General features: G+C 68.4%; 8 protein-coding genes. All 8 read right to left on the bottom strand.

Translation table 11 applies throughout. The features are described from left to right. Position 1 precedes the first annotated feature (1 nt). The gene (locus tag HEQ22_RS12045; RefSeq protein WP_432768138.1) at positions 2-2,698 is read right to left on the bottom strand and encodes a DEAD/DEAH box helicase family protein; all 2,697 of its coding nucleotides are present in this window, start codon (positions 2,696-2,698) and stop codon (positions 2-4) included. 24 nt (positions 2,699-2,722) lie between these two features. Beyond that, positions 2,723-3,667: a D-2-hydroxyacid dehydrogenase gene (locus tag HEQ22_RS12040; protein ID WP_432768137.1), complete on the bottom strand. Its 945-nt coding sequence runs from the start codon at positions 3,665-3,667 to the stop codon at positions 2,723-2,725. Positions 3,668-3,779: 112 nt separating this feature from the next. Next, a complete protein-coding gene (gene cysS / locus HEQ22_RS12035; RefSeq protein WP_432768136.1) occupies positions 3,780-5,267 on the bottom strand; it encodes a cysteine--tRNA ligase in 1,488 nt (495 codons plus the stop codon). A 34-nt stretch (positions 5,268-5,301) separates the two neighbouring features. Next, on the bottom strand, positions 5,302-15,564 hold the full coding sequence (locus HEQ22_RS12030; RefSeq protein WP_432768135.1) for a hypothetical protein: 10,263 nt from the start codon (positions 15,562-15,564) through the stop codon (positions 5,302-5,304). Between the two features lie 30 nt (positions 15,565-15,594). Next, positions 15,595-17,331 carry a ShlB/FhaC/HecB family hemolysin secretion/activation protein gene (locus HEQ22_RS12025; RefSeq protein WP_432768134.1) on the bottom strand — a complete coding sequence of 579 codons (1,737 nt, stop codon included), beginning with the start codon at positions 17,329-17,331 and terminating at the stop codon, positions 15,595-15,597. A 261-nt stretch (positions 17,332-17,592) separates the two neighbouring features. Continuing rightward, positions 17,593-18,360, bottom strand: coding sequence for a hypothetical protein (locus HEQ22_RS12020; protein WP_432768133.1), 768 nt, complete (start codon positions 18,358-18,360; stop codon positions 17,593-17,595). Further along, positions 18,347-20,428 carry a CHASE2 domain-containing protein gene (locus HEQ22_RS12015; protein ID WP_432768132.1) on the bottom strand — a complete coding sequence of 694 codons (2,082 nt, stop codon included), beginning with the start codon at positions 20,426-20,428 and terminating at the stop codon, positions 18,347-18,349. The genes HEQ22_RS12020 and HEQ22_RS12015 overlap by 14 nt, the downstream gene beginning before the upstream one ends. A gap of 5 nt (positions 20,429-20,433) precedes the next feature. Beyond that, complete coding sequence (locus HEQ22_RS12010) at positions 20,434-23,547, bottom strand: CHAT domain-containing protein (protein ID WP_432768131.1); 3,114 nt, start codon at positions 23,545-23,547, stop codon at positions 20,434-20,436. Between the last annotated feature and the right edge of the window lie 121 nt (positions 23,548-23,668).

Here is a 23,668-nt window from a genome sequence, read left to right as displayed (position 1 = left end):
CCTAAAGCCACGCCGAGCGGCGGTCGACGCGGCGCTGAAAGCCCGCAGCGAAGGAGCGGGCGCGGGCGCGCAACAGTATAAGGCGACCCTCCGCGGTGCGCGTGAAGACGAGGTCCGACGATCCGACATGGGCTTTCCAGAGCCGGTGGAACGCCTCGGCGCTTGGCTGGCGCCGCGCGATGACGGTCGGGACGGCGTGATAGTCGCGCCGCGCGACCGGCCCGAGCCAGCTTCGCCGTTCGAGGAGGTAGCGGGGATTCTGAACCGGGCCGAGCAGTTCGGCCAGTGCCATCATTACCATCCGTTCGCCGGAGCGCGAAATGCCGTCGACGACAAGCTCGACCCGACCCGATGCGTCGTGCGCGATCCGCAGCGTCGCTGCGGCATGATCGGCGACGCTGAGCGCCCCGGCGGCGTGCAGTCCGCCGAGCACTGCCTTCCCGACCTGACCGAGGCTGCGTTCGAGCGATCCGTTGCGCAGCCACAGACGCGCAGCAAGGAACAGCCGGGGCAGCATAGCGACCGTCGCCGCACCCGCCAGCGCGGCGCCGGCGACGGCGATGCCCGCCCCGGCAATCGTGCGCAGTTGCAACGCCGCCGCGCCGGCACCGCTCGCCAGCGCCGAAGCGGCGAGCCATTGCAGCGTGTCGATCGACGCCAGCCGCTGCGGCGCATAATTGGGGGCGGCGGTTTCGCGAACATGCGCGCGGGCGTCGGCGCCGCCCAGCGAGCGCTGCCAGCGGGCCGCGATGCCGGCGCGGTCGCGCGCCAACGCCAAGGTCGCGGCATTGCTCGCTGCGATTCCTGCCCCTGGCCGCAAAGCAAGCCGGCGGACCCCGCTTTCGATCGCGGTCGACGGCGAGTTTGCGATCCCCTCGAACGCCCGGAACCGGCGTTCCAGCAGGTCGAAGTCGGATGTGATCGCATCGCCGTCGGCGATCCGGCCCCAGTCGACATGATCGCCCCAGACCTCGGCGATACTCTCGGCTCCGGGATCGATCGTCGCGAGATGCCAGATGTTTGCGACCTTGTCGGGCCGCGCGGGGTCGATGCGAATGGCGCGGCCGCGCATCTGGTTCGACAGCATGAAAGCCGCCGAATTGCTGGCGAGGAGCAGACTGTTGAGCGCGGGCGCGTCCCAGCCTTCGCCGAGCAGCGCCTGCGTGCCGACGAGCATGGTGATATGGCCGTCGCAAAAGAGCGCGGTCATTATCGCCACGACCCGCTCCGCGCCCGGCCCCGACGCGGTCACGCGCAGAAAATCGCCGCAATCGGGCAACGGCGTGATCGCGAGATGCGACGGTTCCAAGTCGAATCGGCGGGCGACGGCGTGAAGGGAGTCCGCGGCTTCGGCGGGGATGATGACCAATGTCCCGGTCAGGACGCCGAGCCGCTGTCCCGGCGGAACGACGCGGCGCAGAGCGCCAAAGATCGGCACGACCCCAAGCTTGGCCGGGACATAATCGTCGCGGAGAGCTCGCGGGAGTTCGGCGCCGCGAACATGATCGGACAGAACGAGCATCCGCAGCGCGCTCCCCATATCGCCGGCTTCGGCCCAGGCGATGTCGGCGATGCTGTCGAGTTTGGCGCGGCTGCCCGCCATTAGTGCGAACAGGCTGCGGGTTTCGCCGAGGCGGACCGCGCCCCCTTCGATCAGCCCTTGTTCGTGAAGCGCGGCGCGAAGGTCGCGAATACGATCGCCGACATCGGCAAACTGGTCCGGCGCGTAAAAGAGCATCGCGTCGAGCAGCCGTTCGACCCAGAAGCCCCCTTGCGCCGGGACGTCGCGGGCGCGAATGCCGAGCAGGTCGAGCGGCGGGGCGGGAAGCGGTTGGCCGCACGCCGCAAGATGGATGAGCATGGCCGACAGAATTTCGGGTGCCTCCAGGATGGGCTCGACATGCGCCAGCGGGTCGGCGATCCACGGGTGCGTCGCGATCGTGTCGAGCAGGGCGGTGTCCGATCTGAGGTCGGCCAGCAAATCCGATATCGCAACGCGGCGGCGGTGCAGCAAGTCGAGCGCCTCGGCATCGGCCCGGGAAAAATAGACATGGTCCTGATGCGGGCAGAGATCGCCGCGGCGGACGAGTTCGGGCACCCCGATCTCGATGTCGATCGGCCCGCACATATGTTCGTAGCGCAGCCATTCGGCGTGTGGGGCGTCGTAGGGCGGCGTTGCGGTCAGCGCGATGATGCGCGCATCGGGCAGCGCATCGACGAGCGCCTGGAGCGCGCTCCACCATTCGCGGCGGAGGTGATGCGCCTCATCGAGGACGAGCGTTATCGGGCCATCGGCACCGAGCATGGCGCATAAGGCGGCAAAGCGGGCTCCGCCCTCGCTCGCCCACGCCGCGTTCAGCGCCTGATAGGTCGCGGTGGTCAGCGTCCCCGGGAACGCAAGGTCGACAGACAGCGCGTCGGCAGGCGGGGGTTCGGCCATGAACAACGGAACCAGACGCTGCGACCATTGATCGCGGATGATCCGGGTCGGCGCGAGCACGATCGCTCGCCGCCCGATCCGGCGCACCAGCTCGAGTCCAAGCACGGTTTTGCCCGATCCGGGCGCGGCGACGAGGTGCAGCCGTCGATCGGCGAAATGCGCCTCATAATCGTCGAGCACACGCTGCTGATAATCGCGCCACCGGCCCGAAAACCGCATGCGGGCAAACAGCGTATCGGTGGCCTCGGCTTCGTCCATGCCCCGCGCTGACATCGCTGCCGGTCAATAACCCAGCGTCAGATCGACCCGCGGCTCGACCGCCTCGCCCTTGTGCCAGCGACCCAGGTTTTCGAGGAAGCGCTGCGCCGAGCGGACGAACATCTTGTCCTGCGCGCGGCCCGACAGGTGCATGGTGATATGCGCATTGTCGAGGCTCCACAGCGGGTCGTCGGCGGGCAGCGGTTCGGGGGTCGTGACGTCGAGAAACGCTGCCGCAATCCGTTGTTCGTTCAGCGCCGCGACGAGCGCGTCCTGATCGACGACGCTGCCGCGCGCGATGTTGATCAGCGTCGCGGTCGGCTTCATCGCTGCCAGCTCATCGGCGCCGATCATGCCGTCGGTTTCGGGGGTCGCGGGGACCGCGAGGATCACCCAGTCGAAATCTCCCAGCTGCGCACGCCACTGGTCGGGGGTCAGGGTGTTCGGTCCGGGCGAGCGGCGGACCACGGTGACATCGACCGCGAACGCCTTCAGCCGCCCCTCGACCAGCTTGCCGATCGCGCCATAGCCGAGCAGGAGCGCCTTCGACCCGAACAGTTCGACCTTGCCCGGCGAGTCCATCAACCACTCGCGGCGGTCCTGCGCGCGCACCACGTCGCGATAGCCCTTGGCAACGGTCAGCATGCCCATCACGACATATTCGGCGATGGTGATCGCGTTGATCCCGGCGCCGTTGGTGACGACTGTGCCGCGCTCTTGCAGCAGATCGAGCGGCATGCCGTCGACCCCGGCGTAGATCGAGTTCAGCCATTTGAGGCTCGTCGCGGCGCCGATGACCGCCGCCATGTCCTTTTTGTCGTACATGTCGAACCAGCCGATTTCGGCGTCAGGCGCGAGGACGAGCGCCTCGTCCTTCGACTGGAAAAAGCGCGGTTCGACCCAGTCGGGCAGCCGGTTTTCGACGAGCGGACGGATGAGGCCCGACAGGACGGTGACGGTCTTGGTCATTCCATGCTTCTCCATATCCGTGCGCATCGAGCGAAGTCGAGATGCCTATCGTCTAGCGCATTCCTTCCGGGTGTCTCGACTACGCTCGACACGAACGGAATGCGAGGATCGATTAGGCCCCCAGCCGCCAGTCCCAACCGAGCGGGTCGCCGTCCATCACCTCGACGCCTGCGGCGATGAGGTCGTCGCGGAGCTTGTCGGAGGTGGCGAAGTCTTTCGAAGCGCGCGCTTCCTTGCGGCGCGCGAGGGTGGCTTCGATTTCTGTTTCGGTAATGGTCGCGGATTTGGGGCGGATGCGGAGGTCGGCGCGGGAGAGGGTGAGGAGGTTGAGGCCGAGGACGGTATCCATCCAACCCACCATCTCTAGGATCACTGAAATTGGCGCGCTGCCGAGGCCCAAAATGTCTTCCATCACCTTAATGGCCTGTGGGGTATTGAGGTCATCGGAAATGGCAGGTCCAAACTGATCGAGCATTAATTTTGTCAAATGCTCAGCATTCTCATGGCCCTTTCTGATTTTGCCTTTCAACGCCAAATCGCGACTCTTCTCGATAGATCCTACCATCCGCTTCAACCGCGTCAGCGCAGCTCCGAGCCCTTCCCACGAAAACTCCAGCTCGCTGCGGTAGTGCGCCTGCAGGCACATCAGGCGGTAGGCGAGGGGGTGGTAGCCCTTGTCGATGAGGAGCTGGACGCGCAGAAACTCGCCGCTCGATTTCGACATCTTGCCGCTGCGTTCGATCAGGAAATTATTGTGCATCCAGATGCGCGCGCCGCTGGCGTCGCTGCAGCTGTGCGCCTGGTTCTGCGCGATCTCGTTCGGGTGGTGGATTTCGCGGTGGTCGATGCCGCCGGTGTGGATGTCGAACGGAAAGCCGAGCAGGGCTTCGGACATTACCGAGCATTCGAGATGCCAGCCGGGCGCGCCTTTCCCCCAGGGCGAATCCCATTCCATCTGGCGCGTTTCGCCCGCCGGGGTCCTGCGCCAGATCGCGAAGTCGGCGGCGTGGCGTTTGCCCTCAACCTCTTCGATGCGGCCTTCGCCCTCGTCGGTTTTAGCGCGGGCCAGCGCGCCATAATCGCTCACGGTCGAGGTGTCGAAATAGAGGCCACCCTCTAGCTCGTAGCAATGCTTGTCGGCGATCGCCTTTGCGAACTCGATCATCTGCGGAACATAGTCGGTGGCGATCGACCAGTGCGCCGGCTGGCGGATGTTGAGCGCCTTTACATCGGCCCAATAGGCCTCGGTATAATGGCGCGCGATGTCCCAGATCGACTGCGCTTTCTCCGCCGCCATCTTTTCCATCTTGTCCTCGCCGGCGTCGGCGTCGTCGGTCAGGTGGCCGACGTCGGTGATGTTGATGACGTGAGTGAGCTGGTACCCCTTGAATGACAGAGTGCGGCCCAAAGTGTCGGCGAAGACATAGGCGCGCATGTTGCCGATGTGCGGGTAATTGTAAACCGTCGGCCCGCACGAATAGACGCGCGCCTCCCCCGGGTGGACGGGCACGAAGTCTTCCAGTTGGCGCGTCAGGCTGTTGAACAGCCTGAGCGGCGTGCCGGCGGCGGGGGCAGGGGCATCGGTCATCTTCGCGCCCATGCCCCGCCGCGTGGCGGCGCGTCAACCGAAAGGCTTATTCTGCCGGCGGCGTCCACAGATCGTCGTTGCCGGCGCCGGTCACCGGATCGTCGAGCAGAGGCTCGCCGGTCAGGGGGTCGAGATCGCGCATCGTGATCAGCGCGGTCGGCAGGCTGATGTCCTCGCCATCCTCGCTGTCGGCCTCTTCCTCGATCACGTCCTGGACCGGGAAGCTCGGTTCGAACTCGGGTTCGGGCGGGATGACGATGGCGCACGAGGCGGGGTTGACGATCACGCAGCCGTTCATCGTCGACAGCTGGTCGAAACCGCCGGTCGCCTGACCGCTGGCGGTGCCGTTGATCCGGAGCAATGGGATCGCATCGAGCCCGGTTACCGGACCCGAGGGGCCGAGGTGCACCGCGTTGATGACGATGCGGGTGCCCGATCCTTCGGTGTTCACATTCAGCCCGAGCGCGCCGAAAGTCAGCCCGCGGCGGTCGGCGAAGGCGTCGCTGGTGCCGCTGTTCTGGACATAGAAGCCGCCGATGACGCCGACGTCGATGCCGCCCGCCGACAGCGCGCCCTGATCGAGCACGATGCCGTCGTTTTGCGCCAGCCGGTCGTCGATCGCATCCACCGTCGTCGCGGCGCCGACCGCGGTAATCGCCGCCGCGGTCGCGACGATCACATCGTCCGATTGCAGGTTGAGCATCCCGCCGGGCGCCGATCCGGTGCCGGTCAGGCGGATCGTGCCCTCGCCCAGGATCACCTCGATCGCGTCGTCGGCGAACAGGTTGAAGGCGTTGCTGTCGGACATGCCGGTCAGGCTGGCGTCGCCGATGACGCGCGCCTTGCCCGGGGTGGAGATGGTCAGCGAACCGCCCGAACCGATGTTCGACGTCGATCCGCCCGCGGTCATCGTGAAATCGTCGATGATCACGTCGGGCTGGGCGCTGCTGCCGACCGATGCGATCGGCGTGCCGGGCGCGGCGGCCGTAAAGCCGCTGTCGCCGTCGTCGAGCCGCGGCGCGAAGATCGTCACGTCGGTGCCGAACAGGCGGGTCATTTCGGCGGCGTCGAGATGATAGCCGTCGCGGCTGCCGGTGCCGCCGATGAAGGTCTGGACATTGTCGTTGGTGTTGCGCACGTCGAGAATTTCCGTCGTGCCTCCGGTGCCGAGGCGTCCGGCGGAGCCGATGACGATGTCGCTCGACCCCAGCGACATCTCGCGGCCGCTGACCGCGCCGTTGACCGTCAGCACCCCGCCGGCGTTGCCGACGAGTGTATCGGATGCCGTCACCGATCCCAGCGTCATGCCGTCGTCGGCAGCGAGTTCGATGTCGGCTGCGCCGAGCTGGGTGACGCTGAGGTCGCCGCTCGTCGAACGCAGCGTCGCGCGGCCGGCGACGAGACCGCCGGTTACCGCCAGATTGCCGCTGGTCGACACAAAGGCATCGCCGACGTCGGTGTTGAGTTCGCTGAAAACCAGCGAGCCACTGCCGGAGATCTGGATGCTGTCGGCGTTCGCCGCAACCGGCCCGGCGGCGTCGAGGTTGGCAATCGCAATCGCGCCGCCGCCGCTGGAGAGCTCGGCCGTGCCGCCGCTGATCACGCGGTCGCCGGTGACTCCGTCGGCGCCGTTGAACGTCAGCGCGCCGCCATCGCCGGTGATGGCCTGCACGACGTCGATCGTACCGCCGGCGACCAGCGTCATCTCGCCGGCCGCGCGCAAGGCGCCGGCGTCGATGGCGCCGCTGGTCGTGATGCCTAGGTTGCGGCCGGCGGCGATGGTGTCGAGCAGCGTGCTCGCCGGATTGACCAGCGTCGCGACCGTTGCCGTGGCGGCGCCGACCGTCACGTCGCGTCCGGCGGTGACTGGGCCGGAGACTGTTACCGCGCCGCCGGCCGCGACGATGACATCGTCGCTGGCGGCGAGGCCGGCGAGCGTCGCGTCGGCGCTCTGGGTACGGATGCTGCTGTCGCCGCCGGTTGCGCCGAGGCCCAGCGTCGTCGCACCGTTCACCGCCAGCGTCGTCGTCGCGGTGAGCAGGATATCGTCGCCCGCCGACAGTCCGCCGGCGGCGATGGCGCCGCCGCTCGACGCCATGACGATATCGGCGCCGTCGGTTCCCGACACGCCTTCGCCCGAGTTGATCGTGAAGCCGTTACCTGCGCTGTAGCCGAGCATCCGGGTGTCGGGACCGGCGCCCGACGCGGCGACACTCTGCGCGGTGATCGCGCCCGCGGCACGCACGGTGACATCGTCGCCCGCCGTGATGTCCGCAAGATTGGCGGTCGTGCGCGCAATCACGAGCAGATCTTCGCCCACCTGAACATTGGCCAGCGCCGCCGAACCGCCGGCGCTGACCCCGAACATGCCGGTGGCGCTGCTGCCGGTCAGTTCGACGTTGCCGCCGGCATCGACGAAGACATTGGCCGCCGTCGGCGTGCCGCTGCTCGAACTTTGGGACCCGGTGGCCGCGGCGGTCGCGACGATGTCGGCGGCCGAGGTCAGGAAGATGTCGCCCTGCGCGGTGTAGCCGCCGGTCAGGTCGCCCTGCGCGGTCGCGAAGATGCTGCCGTCGACCAGCGACTGCTCGATCGCGAGGGTGCCGCCTGTGGCATTGGCCGAAAGCGAGCCGCCCGCTGTGATGCCGGCAATCGCGATGCTGTTGCCGGTCAGATTGACGTCGCCCCCAGCGGCGATCGTGCCGCCGTCGATGCCCTCAGCGCCCGGTGCGGTGCCGTTCGCGGTGAGTTCGACCAGATTGCCGGCGTCGAGCGCATTGAACACGATCGACTGCGCATCGACGGTGATCGATCCCCCGGCGGTCGAATTGCCGAGGTCGGCGAGTCCCGCGGCGGTGATCGCGATATCGCCGCCGGTGATCAGCGAGTTGAGTCCGGTGGTAAAGCTGGCGACATTGGCGGTGAAGTCATTGTCGGCCTCGGCATGGTCGATGGTCGTTGCGCCAGCGGCGATGACGATGTTGCTGCCGTCGCTCTCATTGTCGAGCCCGGTGCCGAAGCTGTACGCCGCGCCGATGGCAAGGCTGCCGCCCACGTCGATGCGGATATCGTCGCCGGCGTCGAGTTCGGCAACGTCGACGTTGCCCGCAGCGTCGATCGTCAGGTCGTGCCCGGTCGCGAGTGCCCCCGTCGAGGTGACGCCGCCGGTCGCGTCGAGGCCGATGTCGGTCCCCGCAGTGATCGCGGTCAACGCCAGGTTGCTGCCGCTGATGCTGGTCGCGAGCCCCGACTGGAGTATGGCGTTCGACGTCACCGCACCTGCCGCCGTGGCGGTCAGATTGTCGAAGGCGCTGGCACCGTTCAGCGTAATCGCGCCTGCCGAGGCAGTCAGGGCGATGTTCGACAGATCGGGCGGCGAGGAGTTGATCTGGAAGCTGCCCGGCACGGTGGGGCCGGACGGCGCGTAGGTGAGCGTCCGGTCATCGGGTCCGACGCCGGTCGTGACCAGTCCGCTAGCGGTGATGCCGCCAGCGGCGGTCGCCGTCAGGTCGTCGCCCGCGGTGAGATTGGCCAGCGACGCGGTGGTGCCGGCGCGCACGACCATATCTTCGCCGGCGGTGGCGTTGGTGACCGAAGCCGAGCCTCCCGCGTTGACCCCGAACATGCCCGACGCACTGGCGTTCGTGAGCACGACGTTGCCCGCGGCATCGGCGAACAGGCTGGCGGCGATCGGCGTGCCGCTGCTCGAGCTTTCGAAGCCGGTGGCGTTCGCCGAGGCGAGAATATTCGCGTCCGAATTGAGCCGGATGTTGCCGTCGGCATTATAGGTGCCGGTGATATCGCCCGCGGCGACGACCGAAATATCGTCGTCCATGTTGGCGAGGTTGATCGCGACCGGGCCGGTGCTGCCGTTGGCGAAGAGCGGGCCCGCGCCGGTGACCGTACCGCTGATCGCGATGCGGCTGCCGCTGAGGTTGACGCTGCCGCCCGAATCGATCGATCCACCGGCGATTCCGTCGGCGCCCGCGACGTTCCCGGTTGCGGTCAGGAGTACCGAGCCGCCGGCGTCGATGCTGTTGAAGTTGATCGACTGGCCGCCGACTTGGACGAAGCCGCCCGCGGTCGAATTGCCGAGGTCGACGGCGCCGGGTGAGGCGATGAGGATGTCGCCGCCGGCGATGATCGAATCGAGCCCGGTGCTGAAACTCGCGACATCGGCAGTGAAATCATTTTCGGCTTCGGCATGATCGACGGTCGTCGCGCCGGCGGCGATGACGATGTTGCTGCCGTCGCCTTCGTTGTCGAGCCCGGTGCCGAAGCTGTACGCTCCGCCGATCGCAAGGCTGCCGCCCGCGTCGATGCGGATATCGTCGCCCGCGTCGAGTTCGGACACATCGACATTGCCCGACGCATCGATCGTAACATCGTGCCCGGCGGCGAGCGCGCCGGTGGAGGTGACCCCCCCGGCCGTGGCGTCAAGCGCGATATCGGTGCCCGCGGTGATTGCCTCGAACGACAGGCTGATGCCTTCGATGCTGGTGGCCAGCCCGGAGCGGAGGAGGCCGGTGGCGTTCACGGCGCCCGCCGCGGTTGCGGTGAGATTGTCGAAGGCGCTGGCGCCATTGAGCGTGATTGCGCCCGCCGAGGCGGTCAGCGCGATGTTCGACAGGTCGGGCGGCGAGGAATTGACCTGGAATCCGCTGAAGCCCGACGAGCTGAACGGACCATAGAACAAGGTCTGCGTATCGGAGCCGGTGCCGGTTGTCACCAGCCCGCTGGCGGTGATGCCGTCGGCGGCGGTCGCGGTGAGGTCGTCGCCCGCGGTGACATTGGCCAGCGTCGCGGTGGTGCCGGCGCGCACGAACACATCCTCGCCGGCATTCGCGTTGGTAACCGATGCCGAACCGCCCGCGTTGACCCCGAACATGCCCGACGCGCTGGCGTTCGCCAGCACGACATCGCCCGCGGCATCGACGAACAGGCTGGCGGCGATCGGCGTGCCGCTGCTCGAGCTTTCGAAGCCGATCGCATTGGCCGACGCCGTGATATTGGCGCCCGAGGTCAGCCGGATGCTGTTGTCGCTGTTATAGGTGCCGGTGATGTCGCCGGTCGCATCGACGAAGATCTGGTCGCCCATATTGGCGAGGTTGATCGCGACCGCGCCGGCATTGCCGCTGGCGAACAGCGATCCGGCGCCGGTGATCGTGCCGGTGATTGCGATGCGCGCCGCGTCGAGGTTGACGCCGCCGCCCGCATCGATCGATCCGCCGTCGATCCCGCCGCCGGGCGCGGTGCCATTGGCGGTCAGGAACACCGAACCGCCGGCGTCGATGCTGTTGAAGACGATCGACTGGCCGCTGACCGACACGAAGCCGCCCGCGGTCGAATTGCCGAGGTCGGCGGCGCCCGCCGCGGTGATGGCGATGTTGCCGCCGGTGATGATCGAATTGAGCCCGGTCCGGAAGCTGCCGACATTGGCGGTGAAATCATTGTCGGCTTCGGCATGTTCGACGCTCGCCGCCCCGGCGCTGGTCATCACGATGTTGGCGGCGTCGAGGGCGTTGACGCCGATCGTGCCGGTGGGGCCGGTCGCTGCGAGCGTCATGGTGCCGCCGGCGTCCAGCCGGCTGCCCGGCGCGCCGCTGATGCTGGTCGCCGCGCTCGCGGACAAATTGCCTGCCGCCGCGATCGTCGGGGCGGCGCCCGTGCGCGCGTCGTGCCGGATATCGATCTGGTCGCCGGCCTGGATCGTCATGTCGGTGGCGGCGCTCAGCTGGCCGCCGCCTTGGGCATGGATGCCGACCGAGCCGCCGGTGGTCAGGCTCATCGCCCCCGCCGAGGTGATCGTCCCGCCGGTCGGCGCAATAAAGATGCCCGCCGCCGCTTCCTCGGTGTCGTTGTTCGTCGGCAGCGCGGTGCCGAGCGCATCGGCCGACAGGCTGGCGAAGGCGATGCTGCCGTCGGTGCGAATCTCGACCCGTCCCGCGGCGTCGCCATTCGCGGCGATCGTCGTCGCGCCGAGGTCGATGGCCCCGGCACCCGCCGATGTTGCGAAAGCGTCGATGGCGGCGCGGCCGCCGGTCGTGCCTAGCGCATTGCCGTCGGCGCCATTGCCGCCCGATCCGGTGCCGCCGGCACCGCCGGTCCCGGCGATGCCGCTGACCGCGATGGCGACGGGATTGCCGTTCGAGGTGATGGTGCCGCCGTTAGCGAACAGGTGCACCGTGCCGCCGGTAGCGCCGCCGCCATTGCCGCCGTTGCCGCCGACCAGCGTCCCGCCGAAGCCGTTGAAGGCGCCGAATCCGCCGCCGCCGCCGAGGCCGGTGCTGCCGAGCGCGACGATGCCGCTGGCGTCGGCGCCGAGGGTGACGGTCGCGCCGTTGCTCGCCACGACTTCGAGCGTCCCGCCCGTCGCATTGCCGCCGTTGCCGCCCGCCGCGCCGACCGGGACGTCCGAAAAGAAGCTGGCATTGGCGCCGCCACCGGTGCCGCCGGTCGCGCCGGTGACGAAATTGGCCTGGGTGACGGTGACGCTCGCACCTGCCCCATTGGCTTCGATGCGGCCGATGCCGCCGCTCGCGTCGCCGCCGTTGCCGCCCGCGCCGTCGTCGCCGTTGCCGCCGTCGCCGCCGTCGGCGGTGCTGTCGACGGTGACCGCGAGCGCGCCGGCGTCGAAATCGCTGACGATGATCTGGGCCAGGCCGCCGAAGGCCAGGCCGCCGTCGCCGCCGACGGTGCCGAAGCCGCCCGCGCCGCCGGTGCCGGTCGCGGCGCTCGTCACGGTGCCAGTGGCGGTGATCGGGGTCGAGAAATCGATCGTCGCGGCGCCGCCCTGGCCCGCGCCGCCGGTGCCACCTACGCCGACGCCGGTCACCGATCCCGAGCTGCTGGAGGTGAACACATTGCCGCCCGCGCCGCCGAAGCCGCCGGCGTCGGCGATCAGGTCGCCGGTGGTCAGCGTGCCCGACACCATGTTGATCGTCGCGCTGCCGCCGGTGCCGTTGCCGCCGTCGCCGCCATCACCCGCCACGCCGTTGAACGCGAAAAAGTTGCCACCCTCGCCGCCCTGGCCACCGGCATAGGCGGTGAGCGTGCCGGTATCGATCACCGCGGTACCTTCGATGTTGATCACCGCGGTGCCGCCTTGGCCGCTGCCGCCGGCGCCGCTGGGGGTCGGCAGCGCCGGATCGTCGTCGCCGCCGCTCGCGCCGTCGCCGCCGCTGCCCTCGGCCGTCGCCGACACATCGCCAGCGGTCAGGGTCCCGCCAAAGAGGTTGATCGTCGCCGTGCCACCGATGCCGGTTCCCGCCTCGACCAGGTCGAAGCCGCCTTGGCCGAACGCCGAAACGATCAGCGTGCCGACCGTCACGTCGCCGCCGGTCTGGGTAAAGGTCGCGATGCCGCCGCGTCCGGTGCCGCGCATCGCGCCGCCGAAACCATCGGCGTAAAGACCCAGTTCGTTGGCAGTGAAGCTGCCGCTCTGGATGTCGAAGGTGGCGCTTCCGCCGACGCCGCCGGCGGCGCCGTTGCCGGCAAGCACGCCTTCGGAAAAGGTCTGGGTGCTGCCGCTGGCATCAACGGAGATGTCGTCGAATGTCATGCTGCCGGTGCCGGTAGCGCTGTTCCGCACCTGGATGAGGACGGTGCCGCCGACGCCTGTTTCGGCCAAAGGCGCTCCTGGCGTCGCGTTGCCGCCCGAGATACCACCCGCAGAAAACTGAACGAAGCCCGGGATCGCGATGCTACCGCCGTCGGCGATGACCTGGATCGTCCCGCCGGTCGCCGCGACCTCGTCCGGCGCGGCGCCGGTCGATCCGAAGGCGGCGAAACTGCTGAAGCCGCCGGACGAAGTCGCGGCAATCGTGCCTGAGTTGATCGCCAGTAGATCGATCGTGCCGCCGGTCGCGGCGCCGCCGCTGACGTCGGCATTGGGGCGTTGGGCGCTGACGTTGACGGTGTAGGATCCGGCGGTGATCGTGCCGCCGTCAGCGGTCAGATCGACATTGCCGCCCAGCGCCGTACCGGCCGAAACCGATCCCGACGAGGAGAAATTGCCGCCGCGCGCCTGAATGTCGACATCGCCATCGGTCGAAAACAGGCTGCCCACCGCCGCGCTGATGACGACGTTGCCGCCGGTGGTGTTGCCGGTGTTTTCGCTGTTCGAGACGGTGCCCGACGCTTCGATATTGGTGTTGCCGTCGTTGACGATGCTGCTGCCGCCGACCGCCGCGATCGTCACCGTGCCGCCGAAGCCGTCGCCGCCGACGGCGGTCGTGCCGCTCGGCGATAGCGAACCGCCACCTATTCCCTGTGCGTTGAGGACGAGGTCGTTCATCGCGAGCGCAACGCCGCCGTCGGCGGTCAGGCTCACCGTCCCGCCGGTGCCGTCGGCGCCTGCCGCCCCCTCGACCCCGGTGCCGCCGCCGCCTTCGCCGACTGCCGATATCCCTACCGCGCCAAGGTCGATCGTCGCGGTCGCATCGGCGTCGACCAGGATGTCCGCGCTGCCGCCGGTACCCGCGCCGCCATTTTGCGTGGTGACGTCGGCAAACGGTTGCGAAATGGTGGTGCCGCCGATGCCGTCGGCACTGACGCTGGTACCGAGCACATTGACGGCGGTCGCCGCGCCGGTGATTTCGAAGCGCGAAGTGCCGCCGGTGCCGCTGCCCGACTGGATATTGCCGGTCTGCCCGATCCCGGTGGCAGCGACGCTGACGAGCCCGTTGACGGTCAGCGCGCCGCCATTTTCGACGATCAGCGTCGCCGCGCCGCCGGCGCCGTTGCCGCTGTTGTCGACGCCGGTCGCAAAGCCGTTGCCGTCAAACGTGACGCCGCCGCCGATACCGGTCGACTGGACGTTGACCGCATTGGCGACGAGCGTGCTGCCGACGCCTGAAATCAGGATCGTCGCATCGCCGCCGGTGCCGTCGCCGCCGTCGCCGCTCGTCCCGATGCCGCCCGCGCCGGTCGACGCCACGGTCACCGTGTTGCCTACGACCGTCCCGCCGAGGACCGACAGCGTCGCGCTGCCGCCTTGCCGCGACCCGTCGGCCTGCAGCGTACCGATCGATTCAAGCGTCAGGTCGCCGGTCGCGCCGACCAGCTGGTTCGGCCCGGCGGTCAGCGTCGCGCTGGCGTCGCCGATAAAGCTGGCGTCACCCTGAACGACGATGCGCCCCAGTTGCGGCGGCGGGACGCTGGTCGTAACCGGCGGTGGTATCTGCGACACCGGCTGGCCGACAAACGCGCCATTGGCATGCGCGATCACGCTGCTGCGGAAAAGCGTGTCGTTGACGGTGATATTGCCCGCGACCGCATTGGCCGGCGCGTCGTCGATTTCGCCGTTGGTGATGCCGTAACCCGCCGACAGACGCACCGCGCCGTCGGGGTCGATCTGGGCCGACAGCGCGTCTTCGTAACCGACCTGGCCCGACACCAGCATCGTCACTGCGTCATTCTTGGGAATCGCGACCATATAGATGCGGTTCTGGTCGATATCGTTCTGCTGGTGCGCGGGACCGGTGGTGATGCCGGTGTGGGTGATCGCATCGGCATTTTCGGTGCCGACCAGGACGTTAATGTCGAACAGCCCATTGTTGATGCGGATATCCGCCTGTTCGGCGGCGACATAAGCGATCGAGCCGTCGGCGCGGACATTGCCGCTCTGGACCACGCGCGGCGCGACCAGCGCGACATAGCTGCCGCCCGGATTGCCGACGACCTGCGCGTTGATCGACGCGCCCGCGGCGATCTGCACCGCCGCGTTGCTGCCCGCGGCGCCGCGAAAGCGGATCTCGCCGCCGGGGCCGAGCAAGCCGCCGGTCGTGTCGATGTCGTTCGCGGTCAGCACCAGGCTGCCGACGTTGATTGCGGCGCCATTGCCGATCAGGATACCGCCGGCGTTATAGAACCAGATGTTGCCGCCCTGTGGGCCGGAGGTCGATCCGATATAGCTGTTGACGGTACCGTTGAGCGCGATCTGGTCGCTGATCGGCGCGCCGAGGCCCGAGATGAAACGGTTGAGGACGATATACTGGCCGTTGCCGACGAAGTTCAGCGTGTTGCCCGCGGGCAGGAAGTCGATGACCCCGGCGACCGGGGTGTTCGACGGGGTCCAGTTGATGATCGTCTGCTGGCCCGTCGTCGTGACCGTCGTCGGGCCGGGTCCGGGCGGTGAAATCGTCGCGCCGCCAAGGCCGGGGCCGGGAACGACGGTGCCGCTGCCCGCGACCTGCGCCAGCGCCGGGCCGCCGAGCGCCAGCGCCGCGAGGCCCGCGGTGATCGCACAGCTTTCGAGCAGGCGCCGTTTGCCCAGGCGGATCGGCGAGTTGGAAGCATTGGCACGCATGGCGATTGTCCTCGATGCGAAAGTCATGGGTCAGCGCGCCTTCACGCCGAACTGGGTGGTCAGCGACACGAGCAGGCGGGGGTCGGGGCGCTCGGTCAGGAAGCCGGCGCGGTTGAGCGGCACCGCGAGCGTGACGTCGAGCCGCGCGAGATCGCCATAGGCGACGCGCACGCCGCCGCCCGCCGAGTAAAGTTTCTGCGGATTGAGCCCGTTGAAGACGGCATCCTCGTTCCACACCCACCCCGCGTCGAAAAAGGCGAAGGGCTGGAACGCGAAGCTTTTGGTGTTGGCGGGGACGAACGAACCGTAGCGCGCCTCGAGCGCGACGCCGACGCCGCGGTCGCCGATGATCGTGCCGGGGTCGAAACCGCGCCCGACGGTGAAGTTCCCGCCCGAAAACTCTTCATAAGCGAGCAGCGGATCGCTCGTCCATTGCGCGCGCGGCGCCGCGGCGAGCGTAAACAGCTTCGCCGGGCGCCATTCGGCCTGCGCCTGGGCGCGGATCAGAAAGGCGTCGGGCTTGCCCTCGATCCGGGTCAGCGGGATCGCGCCGGGCAGGAAACAGGCGGCACCGGTCGGCCCGCATTCGTCGCTGGCGCCGAGAAAGCCGACGCCCTTGCGCGCCTCGAACGACGTCGCGAGCGACCAACGCGGTTCGGCCCCGCTGTAACCATTGCCTCCGGCAATCGACGCCGGGTCGATCCAGTTGCCGTCGGCGCGCAGACTGAACACGCGCAGTCGGTCGCGGTTGAGCGGCACACCGCCGAGGCTGATGTCCTGATCGATGAAATCGAGCCCGCCGGCGACGGTGATCCGTTCCGCCTGGGTCAGCACGACCGGATAGGCGGCGAACAGGTTGACGATCTGGGTGTTCGACCGGATCGGGAAGGCGGCGATGCCGGGCCGCGTCCAGGCGTAGGTATAGCTGGCGCCGAATTTCAACCCTTCGCCGCCGACGCGAAACTCGTGCGCCAACTGCACGACATTCTGCTCGTCGAAATCGGGGGTCGAATAGAAGCTCGCGGTGGTGAGGTCGCCCATGCCGGTCAGCCCCGCGAAGCGGGCGCGCACGACACCGCCCCAGCGGCCGACGTCGCGCGAACCGAAATTCTGGATGTTGGCGTCGAACAATAATGGCGTGCGCGCGACGGTGACCTCGCCGACCACTTCGCCAGGGGCGCCGCCGGGGCGCAGCGTCAGCCGCGCGTCCATGCCCGGGATATCGCGCGCGAGCAGCAGATAGCGTTCGGCATCGACGATGTTGAACACCGGCTGGTCGTCGAGCCGCGACAGATAGCGTTGCAGCAGCCCTTCGTTGGCGCCGGCGTCGCCACGCACCTCGATCCGCGCCATCCGCGCGGCGAGGATGTCGAGGCGGATGATGCCGTCGTCGATCGTCTGCGGCGGGACGCGGACGGCGGCAAGATAGCCCTGCGAGCGCAGCACCGTCGCGGCGCGGTCGCGAATGTCGCAGACGACCGAGATCGGCAGCTCCTGGCCGACGCGGTCGGACCAGCTCGCGTCGAGCATCGCCGGGTCGATGCCCTCGACCGATGAAAACTGCACGCCGCGCAGGGTGATCCGCACCTGCGAAAATTCGGGGTTGGCGAGTGGGCAGGGCGCGCGTTCGATGCTGTCGTCGGCGGTGATGATCTGTTCGCCGGGCGGCACCGCGGTCGGCAGCGTCGGCTGCTGGATTTCTTCGCGAGTCGGAATTTGCGGCGTCGCTTGTGCCAGCGCAGCGACCGGCAGCGATGCAGCGATCAATCCCGCCGAACATGCCCAAAGCCTGCGGATTGCCATTCGTTGGAAAGCGGCGCTTTCCCGTGCCCCCGTGTCGATCATCACCACCCCTTGCGTACGAACGGACCCGCCGCCCACCGCAGCGTGCCAGCCCAGTCAGCTTCGCCGGTTTGGCCGGCGAGGCGAATATTCGACCCAAGGAAAGGTTCCGCCTGTTAAATCGGCGGTTTATCCTTCATGCGTTACCAGATGGATCGGGTGGGTTCAATGGCCACCCGACGCCATTCAGCCGCCCGCCGTTTCGGTTTCGGACATCGCATCGACCAGCCGGTCGAGCTGCGGCGCGCATCCCTTGGCCATCAGCATGTCGACGGACGATTCAGCGCTGTCGGGCATCGCCCCCATCGCGGCGAAACGGATGGTCACCGGCGCGCGCAGCCCGCCGCCCGACAGGCGGTAATCGACCCCATATTGCACCGGCAGCGTTTCGGTCGGCCATTTGCGGTAATTGGCGCCCGCCACGAAGGCGACAGTTTCGCTCTTGTCGGTCGCGGCGATGGTCAGCGCGGTGTCGCCCGACATGTCGGGGCGCCACAGCAGCAGCGTCGCGGGATCGAGCACGCAGAAGGTGCCGCCCTCGCGATAGTCGACCAGCCAAAGGTTCGGCGCCCGGATGTCGGCGGGCGCCGGCGTCGTCGTATCGCCGCGCGTCGCCCCGGCGCGCGAGCGCATCGTCGGCCCCTTGGCGAGCATCCGCGAGACGGTCGAGCCCATCGACTGGCTGGCCTGAACAGTACCGGTCGCGCCAAAGGTCCCCGGTCCCGACAGGGTGCGCGTCTTGCCCGCCTGCATCAGCACGACCTTGTCGCCCGCGACCAGCGTCACCCGGTCGCTCGATTTCAGTTTCGCGCCGGTCGGATATTTCGCCGCCGACGGCCCGGTCGAACGGACGACCATCGACTGCGCGGCGGCAGTGCCGGCGATGGCGACGGTAGCGATGGCAGCCGCGGCGCAAAGGCCGAAGCGGCGCATCCGGAAATCAGGAAAGGACATAGCTTTCTCCCTTGTCGGTCTGGTTCAGGCGTTCGATCAGGAACATGATGGCTGCATCCTGACCCAGTTCGCCGGTCAATGCTGTGGCGCAGGTCACATAGGCGCTTTTATCGCCCGTGGCGTGCGCGGCGACAAGCGCGGCGATGCGCGCGCGCTGGTCTGCCGTCAGGTCGGGGCGGTGGGTGAAGGTGTCGACCGGTTGCGCCCGGCCGCGCAGCGTGATGCGGCCCATCGGCACCAGATCGTCGCGCCCGGCGCGTGCCGCGGCTTCGGCCGAGATCAAGATGCCGGTCTTCAGCTCCTTGTTCCCCGATTCCAGGCGCGAGGCGGTGTTCATGCTGTCGCCGAGCGCGGTGTACTGGATGCGGCCTTCGCCGCCGAAATTGCCGACGATCGCGTCGCCGACGTGCAGCCCGACGCGCGTCATGCCGAGCGGCGGCACGCCTTCGGCCAGTTCGACGCGGAAAAGTTCGCCCGCCTGGTACATCGCGATCGCCGCCGCGGCCGCCTTTTCGCCGTCGTCGGGGCGGCTGAGCGGAGCGCCCCAGAAGGCCACGACCGCGTCGCCGACGAATTTGTCGATCGTCCCGCCATGATCCAGCACGACGTCGGACAGCCGGTCGAGATATTCGTTGAGCAGGCGCGCCACGGTTTCCGGCGTCGTCGCATGGCTGAGCTTGGTGAAGCCTTCGAGGTCGGTGAAGACGCAAAAGATGTTGCGCCGCTCGCCGTGCAGCGACAGCTGGTCGGGATCGCGCATGATCTGCGCTGCGACGTCGGCGGGAAGATATTTGCCGAGCGCCGACTGGGCGAAGGCGCGCTGGCGCGACCCGACGGTGCGCGCCGCGGTGCCGACCGCGGCATAGCCGAACAGCCAGCCGAGCGCCCAGCCGAAGGCGGGCAGCGTCGTGGTATCGACGCCGCGGCCATGGACCCAGAACGGAAAGGCGACGAAAAACGCCATCTGCGCAAGGAAAGCGAGCGCCACCCAGCGCGCGCGCATGTCGATGAGGCTGGTCAGCCCGCCGGCGAGGACGACGAGCACCGCAAGAACCCAAAGCGCGGCGCCGGCGATCGGTTCGGGCCACGCGCCGTCGAGCTGCTGCGCGAGCATGTGGGCGTGCACTTCCAGCCCGATCGTCGTTTCATGCTGCCCGGTCAGCGGGTCGATGAAGCGGCTGAGCGGGGTATTGAACTGGTCGGCATCGATAATGTCGCCGCCGATCAGCACGTAACGCCCGCGCACCAGCTCGGCGAAGCCCGCGCGCATGTCGTCGTCCATCGGCATCGCGAAGCTGTCGATCGGGATGTTGGCGAAGACCGGTTCCTCCTGACCGTCGGCTGCGCGCGCCGGGAGCAGGAAGCGGATATTGCCGCGGTAGTCGGCGTGCGCGGCATCGACCGGCGCCAGCGCATTGGCCATCAAGGGCGGCAGATTCGGCGGCCGGTCGGGCCAGTTGCGGATCACGCTGTCGTCGTCGGTGCGCAGCAGGACGCTGGTCGATCGGGTCCGCGCGGTCGCGACGCTGGCGTGAAAGCGTTCCAGAAACTGCTGCTGTTCATAGAATATGGTGTTCGGATTGCTCGCCTGTTCGGCGAAGGCGAGCCACGTCGGGGTCTGCATCGCGCGCAGGCGCGCCTGCAGCACCGCGTCGTCGGGGCGCGGCGAGTCGAACAATATATCTATGCCGATCGCCTTTGCCCCCATCCGGTCGATGTTGGCGAGCGCATTGGCGAGCAAGGTCCGGTCGAGCGGCGAGCGGATGCCGGTGTTGAACAGGGTTTCGTCGTTATAGGTGATGAGCAGGATGCGCTTGTCCTGCCCGACGTGCGGCGCCATCGCGGTCGCGCGGGCGTCGTAGAGCGCGCGTTCGGCGGCGTCGACCAGCACGATCTGCCAGCTGAAGCGCGCGATCAGCACCGCGACGATCAGGAACAGTAACGTGAGCGCGAGTCGCGACGGGCCCAGCTGCGTCACCAGCTGGCGGAGGCGCTTGCGTAGCGGCACCGCGGCCGGTCGGTCGGTCGGCGCCGCCTGCCCAAGGTCGTTCGTCGCCGTCGTCGTCATAATGTTCAGCGGGCCGCGCGGCCGGCTGCCTCCCCGTCTTGTGCCGCCGGGGCGGCGGTCGCGGCGGGGGTGCCGTGGAGCAGCGCCTGACCGCCGTCACCGACGATCGCGAACCCTGCCCAATAATAAGGATGCGAGGTCTGCTTTTCGTCCATCAGCCGCATTTGCGTCGCCCACAGGGCGTCGGCGACGCTGGTGCCTTCGCCGACGGTGAACAGCCCGCCGATCAACCGCTTGGTCGCGTCGAAATCGTCGGGGGCCGGCCAGTGGCTCGCGATCACCGAGCGCCCGCCGGCGCCGATGAAGCTGCGCACCAGCCCGTCGAGCGCATTGCCGCCGCCGGTGGCGACGCCGGCCTCGCGCGTCGCCGCGACCGTTGCCGCGCCCGCAGTGTCGCACGCCGACAGGATGACGAGATCGGCGTTGATCTTGAGGTCGTAGATTTCCTGGAAGGTCAGCAGCCCGTCCGAATCGCCATCGCCGAACGAGGTGACCAGTGCCGGGCGCGCCGGACAGGCCGGGCGCGGCGCGGTGACCAGCCCGTGCGTCGCGAAATGGATGATGCGATAGTCGGCGAGGTCGGCGCGCGCCTTGACTGCGGTGTCGGTAAAGGCGCCGCCGGTCAGCAGCGTACCCGCCTGACGCCCCATCGCATCGCGCGCGGTGACGAGTTCGTCGGCCGAGATCGGACGGCTCCACTGGGTGATGTCCCACTGGCAGTCGCCGTCGACCCCGCCGGCATCGGCGCCGCGGGTGCCGAGCGACGGCAGCGCGGTGGTCACCGGGGCGTTCTGGCCCAGCCCGAAATACTGGTTCGTGGCGCGCGAGGGCGCGGTCTGGCGGGCGTTGCGAAAGGCTAGCGCCGACACCGCGGTGCTCGGCCGCGCCGTCCGCCCCAGCCACGCGATCTGCCGCATGTCGAACGGGTCGGCGTTGGGGTCGAGCACGCGCTGTTCATATTCGGCGAGCCCGGTGTCGGCGGTGACGAGCAGGGTGACGGGCAGCCGCAGCATGCCGCCGTCGGGTTCGAAGATCAGATGCGCGATCGCCGGCAGCCGCGTCGCGACGGGCGCGAACAGCTGGCCATAGAGCTTGCGCGCGGTCGCAGCGTCGAAGGGATAGGTGACGCGGCGGCCGTTCTCGACGATCGAGATGGTCGAGCGGATCGTGTCGACCGCGGCATCGAGTTCGCCGGCGCCGATGTCGGCGCGCCACAGCTGGGCGCCGCCCTGTTCGATCAGCATCGCATAGACCGCGTCGCCGACGACCAGCATCTTCAGATAGGCTTCGTCGGCGCGCAGCACCTGTTGCAGTTCGGCGAGGTCGAGCTTGCCTGGCGCGACGACGCGATATTGCGGAAAGGCCGACAGCTGGACAACGGTTTCGGCCTGCTGGAAACCCAGATTGTCGAGCTGGGTCTTGAGGTCGGCGCGCAGCGCGTTGATTTCGGGTGACACCGGCATTTGCGCGAGGCGCGCATCCTCGATCCGGGCGCGTTCGATGTCGCGGTTCAGCGTCGTCGCCTGGCGGAACAACCGCGCGCCCTCGCTGCTGCCGCTCGACAGCTCGCGCGCGAGCACCGCCTGGGTGTCCGCGACGCCGGGGCGCACTTGCAATTGGCTGGCGACGAAGAAATCGCCGACCGCCGCGGGATCGGTGGCGGTGCGCGCGGCGAGCAGCCGGTAGTAGGGCGCCATCATGTTCGCCATGCCGGTGGTCGACCGCTGCGACCCGGCGAGCGCCGTGACGACCTCGCGATAGATGCCGAGCGCCTTGTCGTCCTGTCCGTGGCGGGTCAGGAAGGCGGCGTAGCGCGCCCGCGCCGAAGCCAGCGCGCTGGTGTCGGGATATTCTATCGCCAGCGCGGCGATCGATTCGAGGAAACGCGCGTCGGCGCCGGCGATGTCGCCCTGCGCCTCTTTCGCGAGCGCGAGTTCGCCCATCATTTGCGACCGCAGGCGGACGATCGAGGTCACGCGCCCTTCGCGCACCGCAACCGCATCCGCGATCCCTTTGAGCTGCGCGGTTTCGGCCGCTTGCGGGTTGCCGCGCAGCCGCTCGACGGTGCCGAGCAGATGAACCGCCTGCGCATCAATGATCTGCGCGCGTTCGAGCGGGGTCAGCCGTTCGCGGTCGTTGCTCTGGCGCATTGTGCGGGCGTTGCTACCGCTGTTCACCCCGGCGACGATCGCCGGGGTCAGGGTGACGGCGTCACCCTCGACCGCGACCGCGCTGGTCAGCGGCGGGATCGGCGTCTGGAGGATCGTCGCGGCGCCGTCATAATCCTGCCGGTTGAGCGCGTCGATCGCGCCGAAATTGCGGCGCAGGCGCAGTTGCACGGGGTCGCTCGTCGGCGCCGTCCCCGCCTCGGCGAAAAGCCGCTCGGCCTCGGCAAACTCGCCAAGATTCGATTTCTGGAGCGCACGGTTCAGGGTGAATTCGGTGGGGTCGATGTCGGCCGCAGCCTCGTCGTCGAGCGTCCGGCGCGACAGCGCTTCGAAAAATTCGGCCGCCTCGGCATAATTGCCGCTGTGGTTGCGGCGATATCCCTCGGCCAGCGCCTTGTCGACGTCGATCGCCCCGGCCAGCGTACGCGCGAAGCCGTCGTCGGCGCCGACCGATGTCGTCGCGACATTGATCTTGCCGGGAACGACTTTTTTCTGGCGCACCGATTCGAGCGCCAGATCGAGCGCGTCGCCATAGGCCTCGAACCCCTCGACGGCGTAGGTCGTCCCGCCGTCCGCTTCGGTTCGGATCTTCCATGGCACGTTGGTGTCGTGCACAGTGCAGCCGGCATCCTTCACGCAGACGAGCTTGCCCGTGCGGTCGAGGTTGCCGACGACGCGCGCGCGGGCGTCCTCTGGCGTGGCGCGCAGCATGCGGAGATAGCCGACCGGCTGGCCCGCATCGCGGCACAGGATCAGCCAGGCGCGTTCGAACATGCCCTTGATCACCGTATCGCGCACCGTCGACTGGACCTCGCACAGCGCGCCGCCCTGATCGCCGATCGAGAAGCTGTCGCGCAACGTCGGGTCGCCGCCCTGCGCCGCGGCGCCGCCGGGCAGCGCCAGCGCGAGCATCGTCAGCAAACCCAGATAAATCGGACGTCGAACGGCCATTGCGCTATCCCCCAAACACAAGCGTAGAGGCGCCCAGCCGTCGCGGTTTCGGCAAGGCGCAGTCTTTATTGCTGCGGTGCGACCCATAACCGTCGTCGCAAACCCTAAACCCTTCGTCTGC

Source organism: Sphingopyxis sp., from assembly GCF_050916055.1.
Lineage (GTDB): Bacteria > Pseudomonadota > Alphaproteobacteria > Sphingomonadales > Sphingomonadaceae > Sphingopyxis.
This window is presented reverse-complemented; position numbering and strand designations above follow the sequence as displayed.

Coding starts and splice junctions, on each gene's coding strand:
- HEQ22_RS12045 (WP_432768138.1), bottom strand. CDS start 2,698: ATGGACGAAGCCGAGGCCACCGATACGCTGTTTGCCCGCATGCGGTTT.
- HEQ22_RS12040 (WP_432768137.1), bottom strand. CDS start 3,667: ATGACCAAGACCGTCACCGTCCTGTCGGGCCTCATCCGTCCGCTCGTC.
- cysS (WP_432768136.1), bottom strand. CDS start 5,267: ATGGGCGCGAAGATGACCGATGCCCCTGCCCCCGCCGCCGGCACGCCG.
- HEQ22_RS12030 (WP_432768135.1), bottom strand. CDS start 15,564: ATGCGTGCCAATGCTTCCAACTCGCCGATCCGCCTGGGCAAACGGCGC.
- HEQ22_RS12020 (WP_432768133.1), bottom strand. CDS start 18,360: ATGTCCTTTCCTGATTTCCGGATGCGCCGCTTCGGCCTTTGCGCCGCG.
- HEQ22_RS12015 (WP_432768132.1), bottom strand. CDS start 20,428: ATGACGACGACGGCGACGAACGACCTTGGGCAGGCGGCGCCGACCGAC.
- HEQ22_RS12010 (WP_432768131.1), bottom strand. CDS start 23,547: ATGGCCGTTCGACGTCCGATTTATCTGGGTTTGCTGACGATGCTCGCG.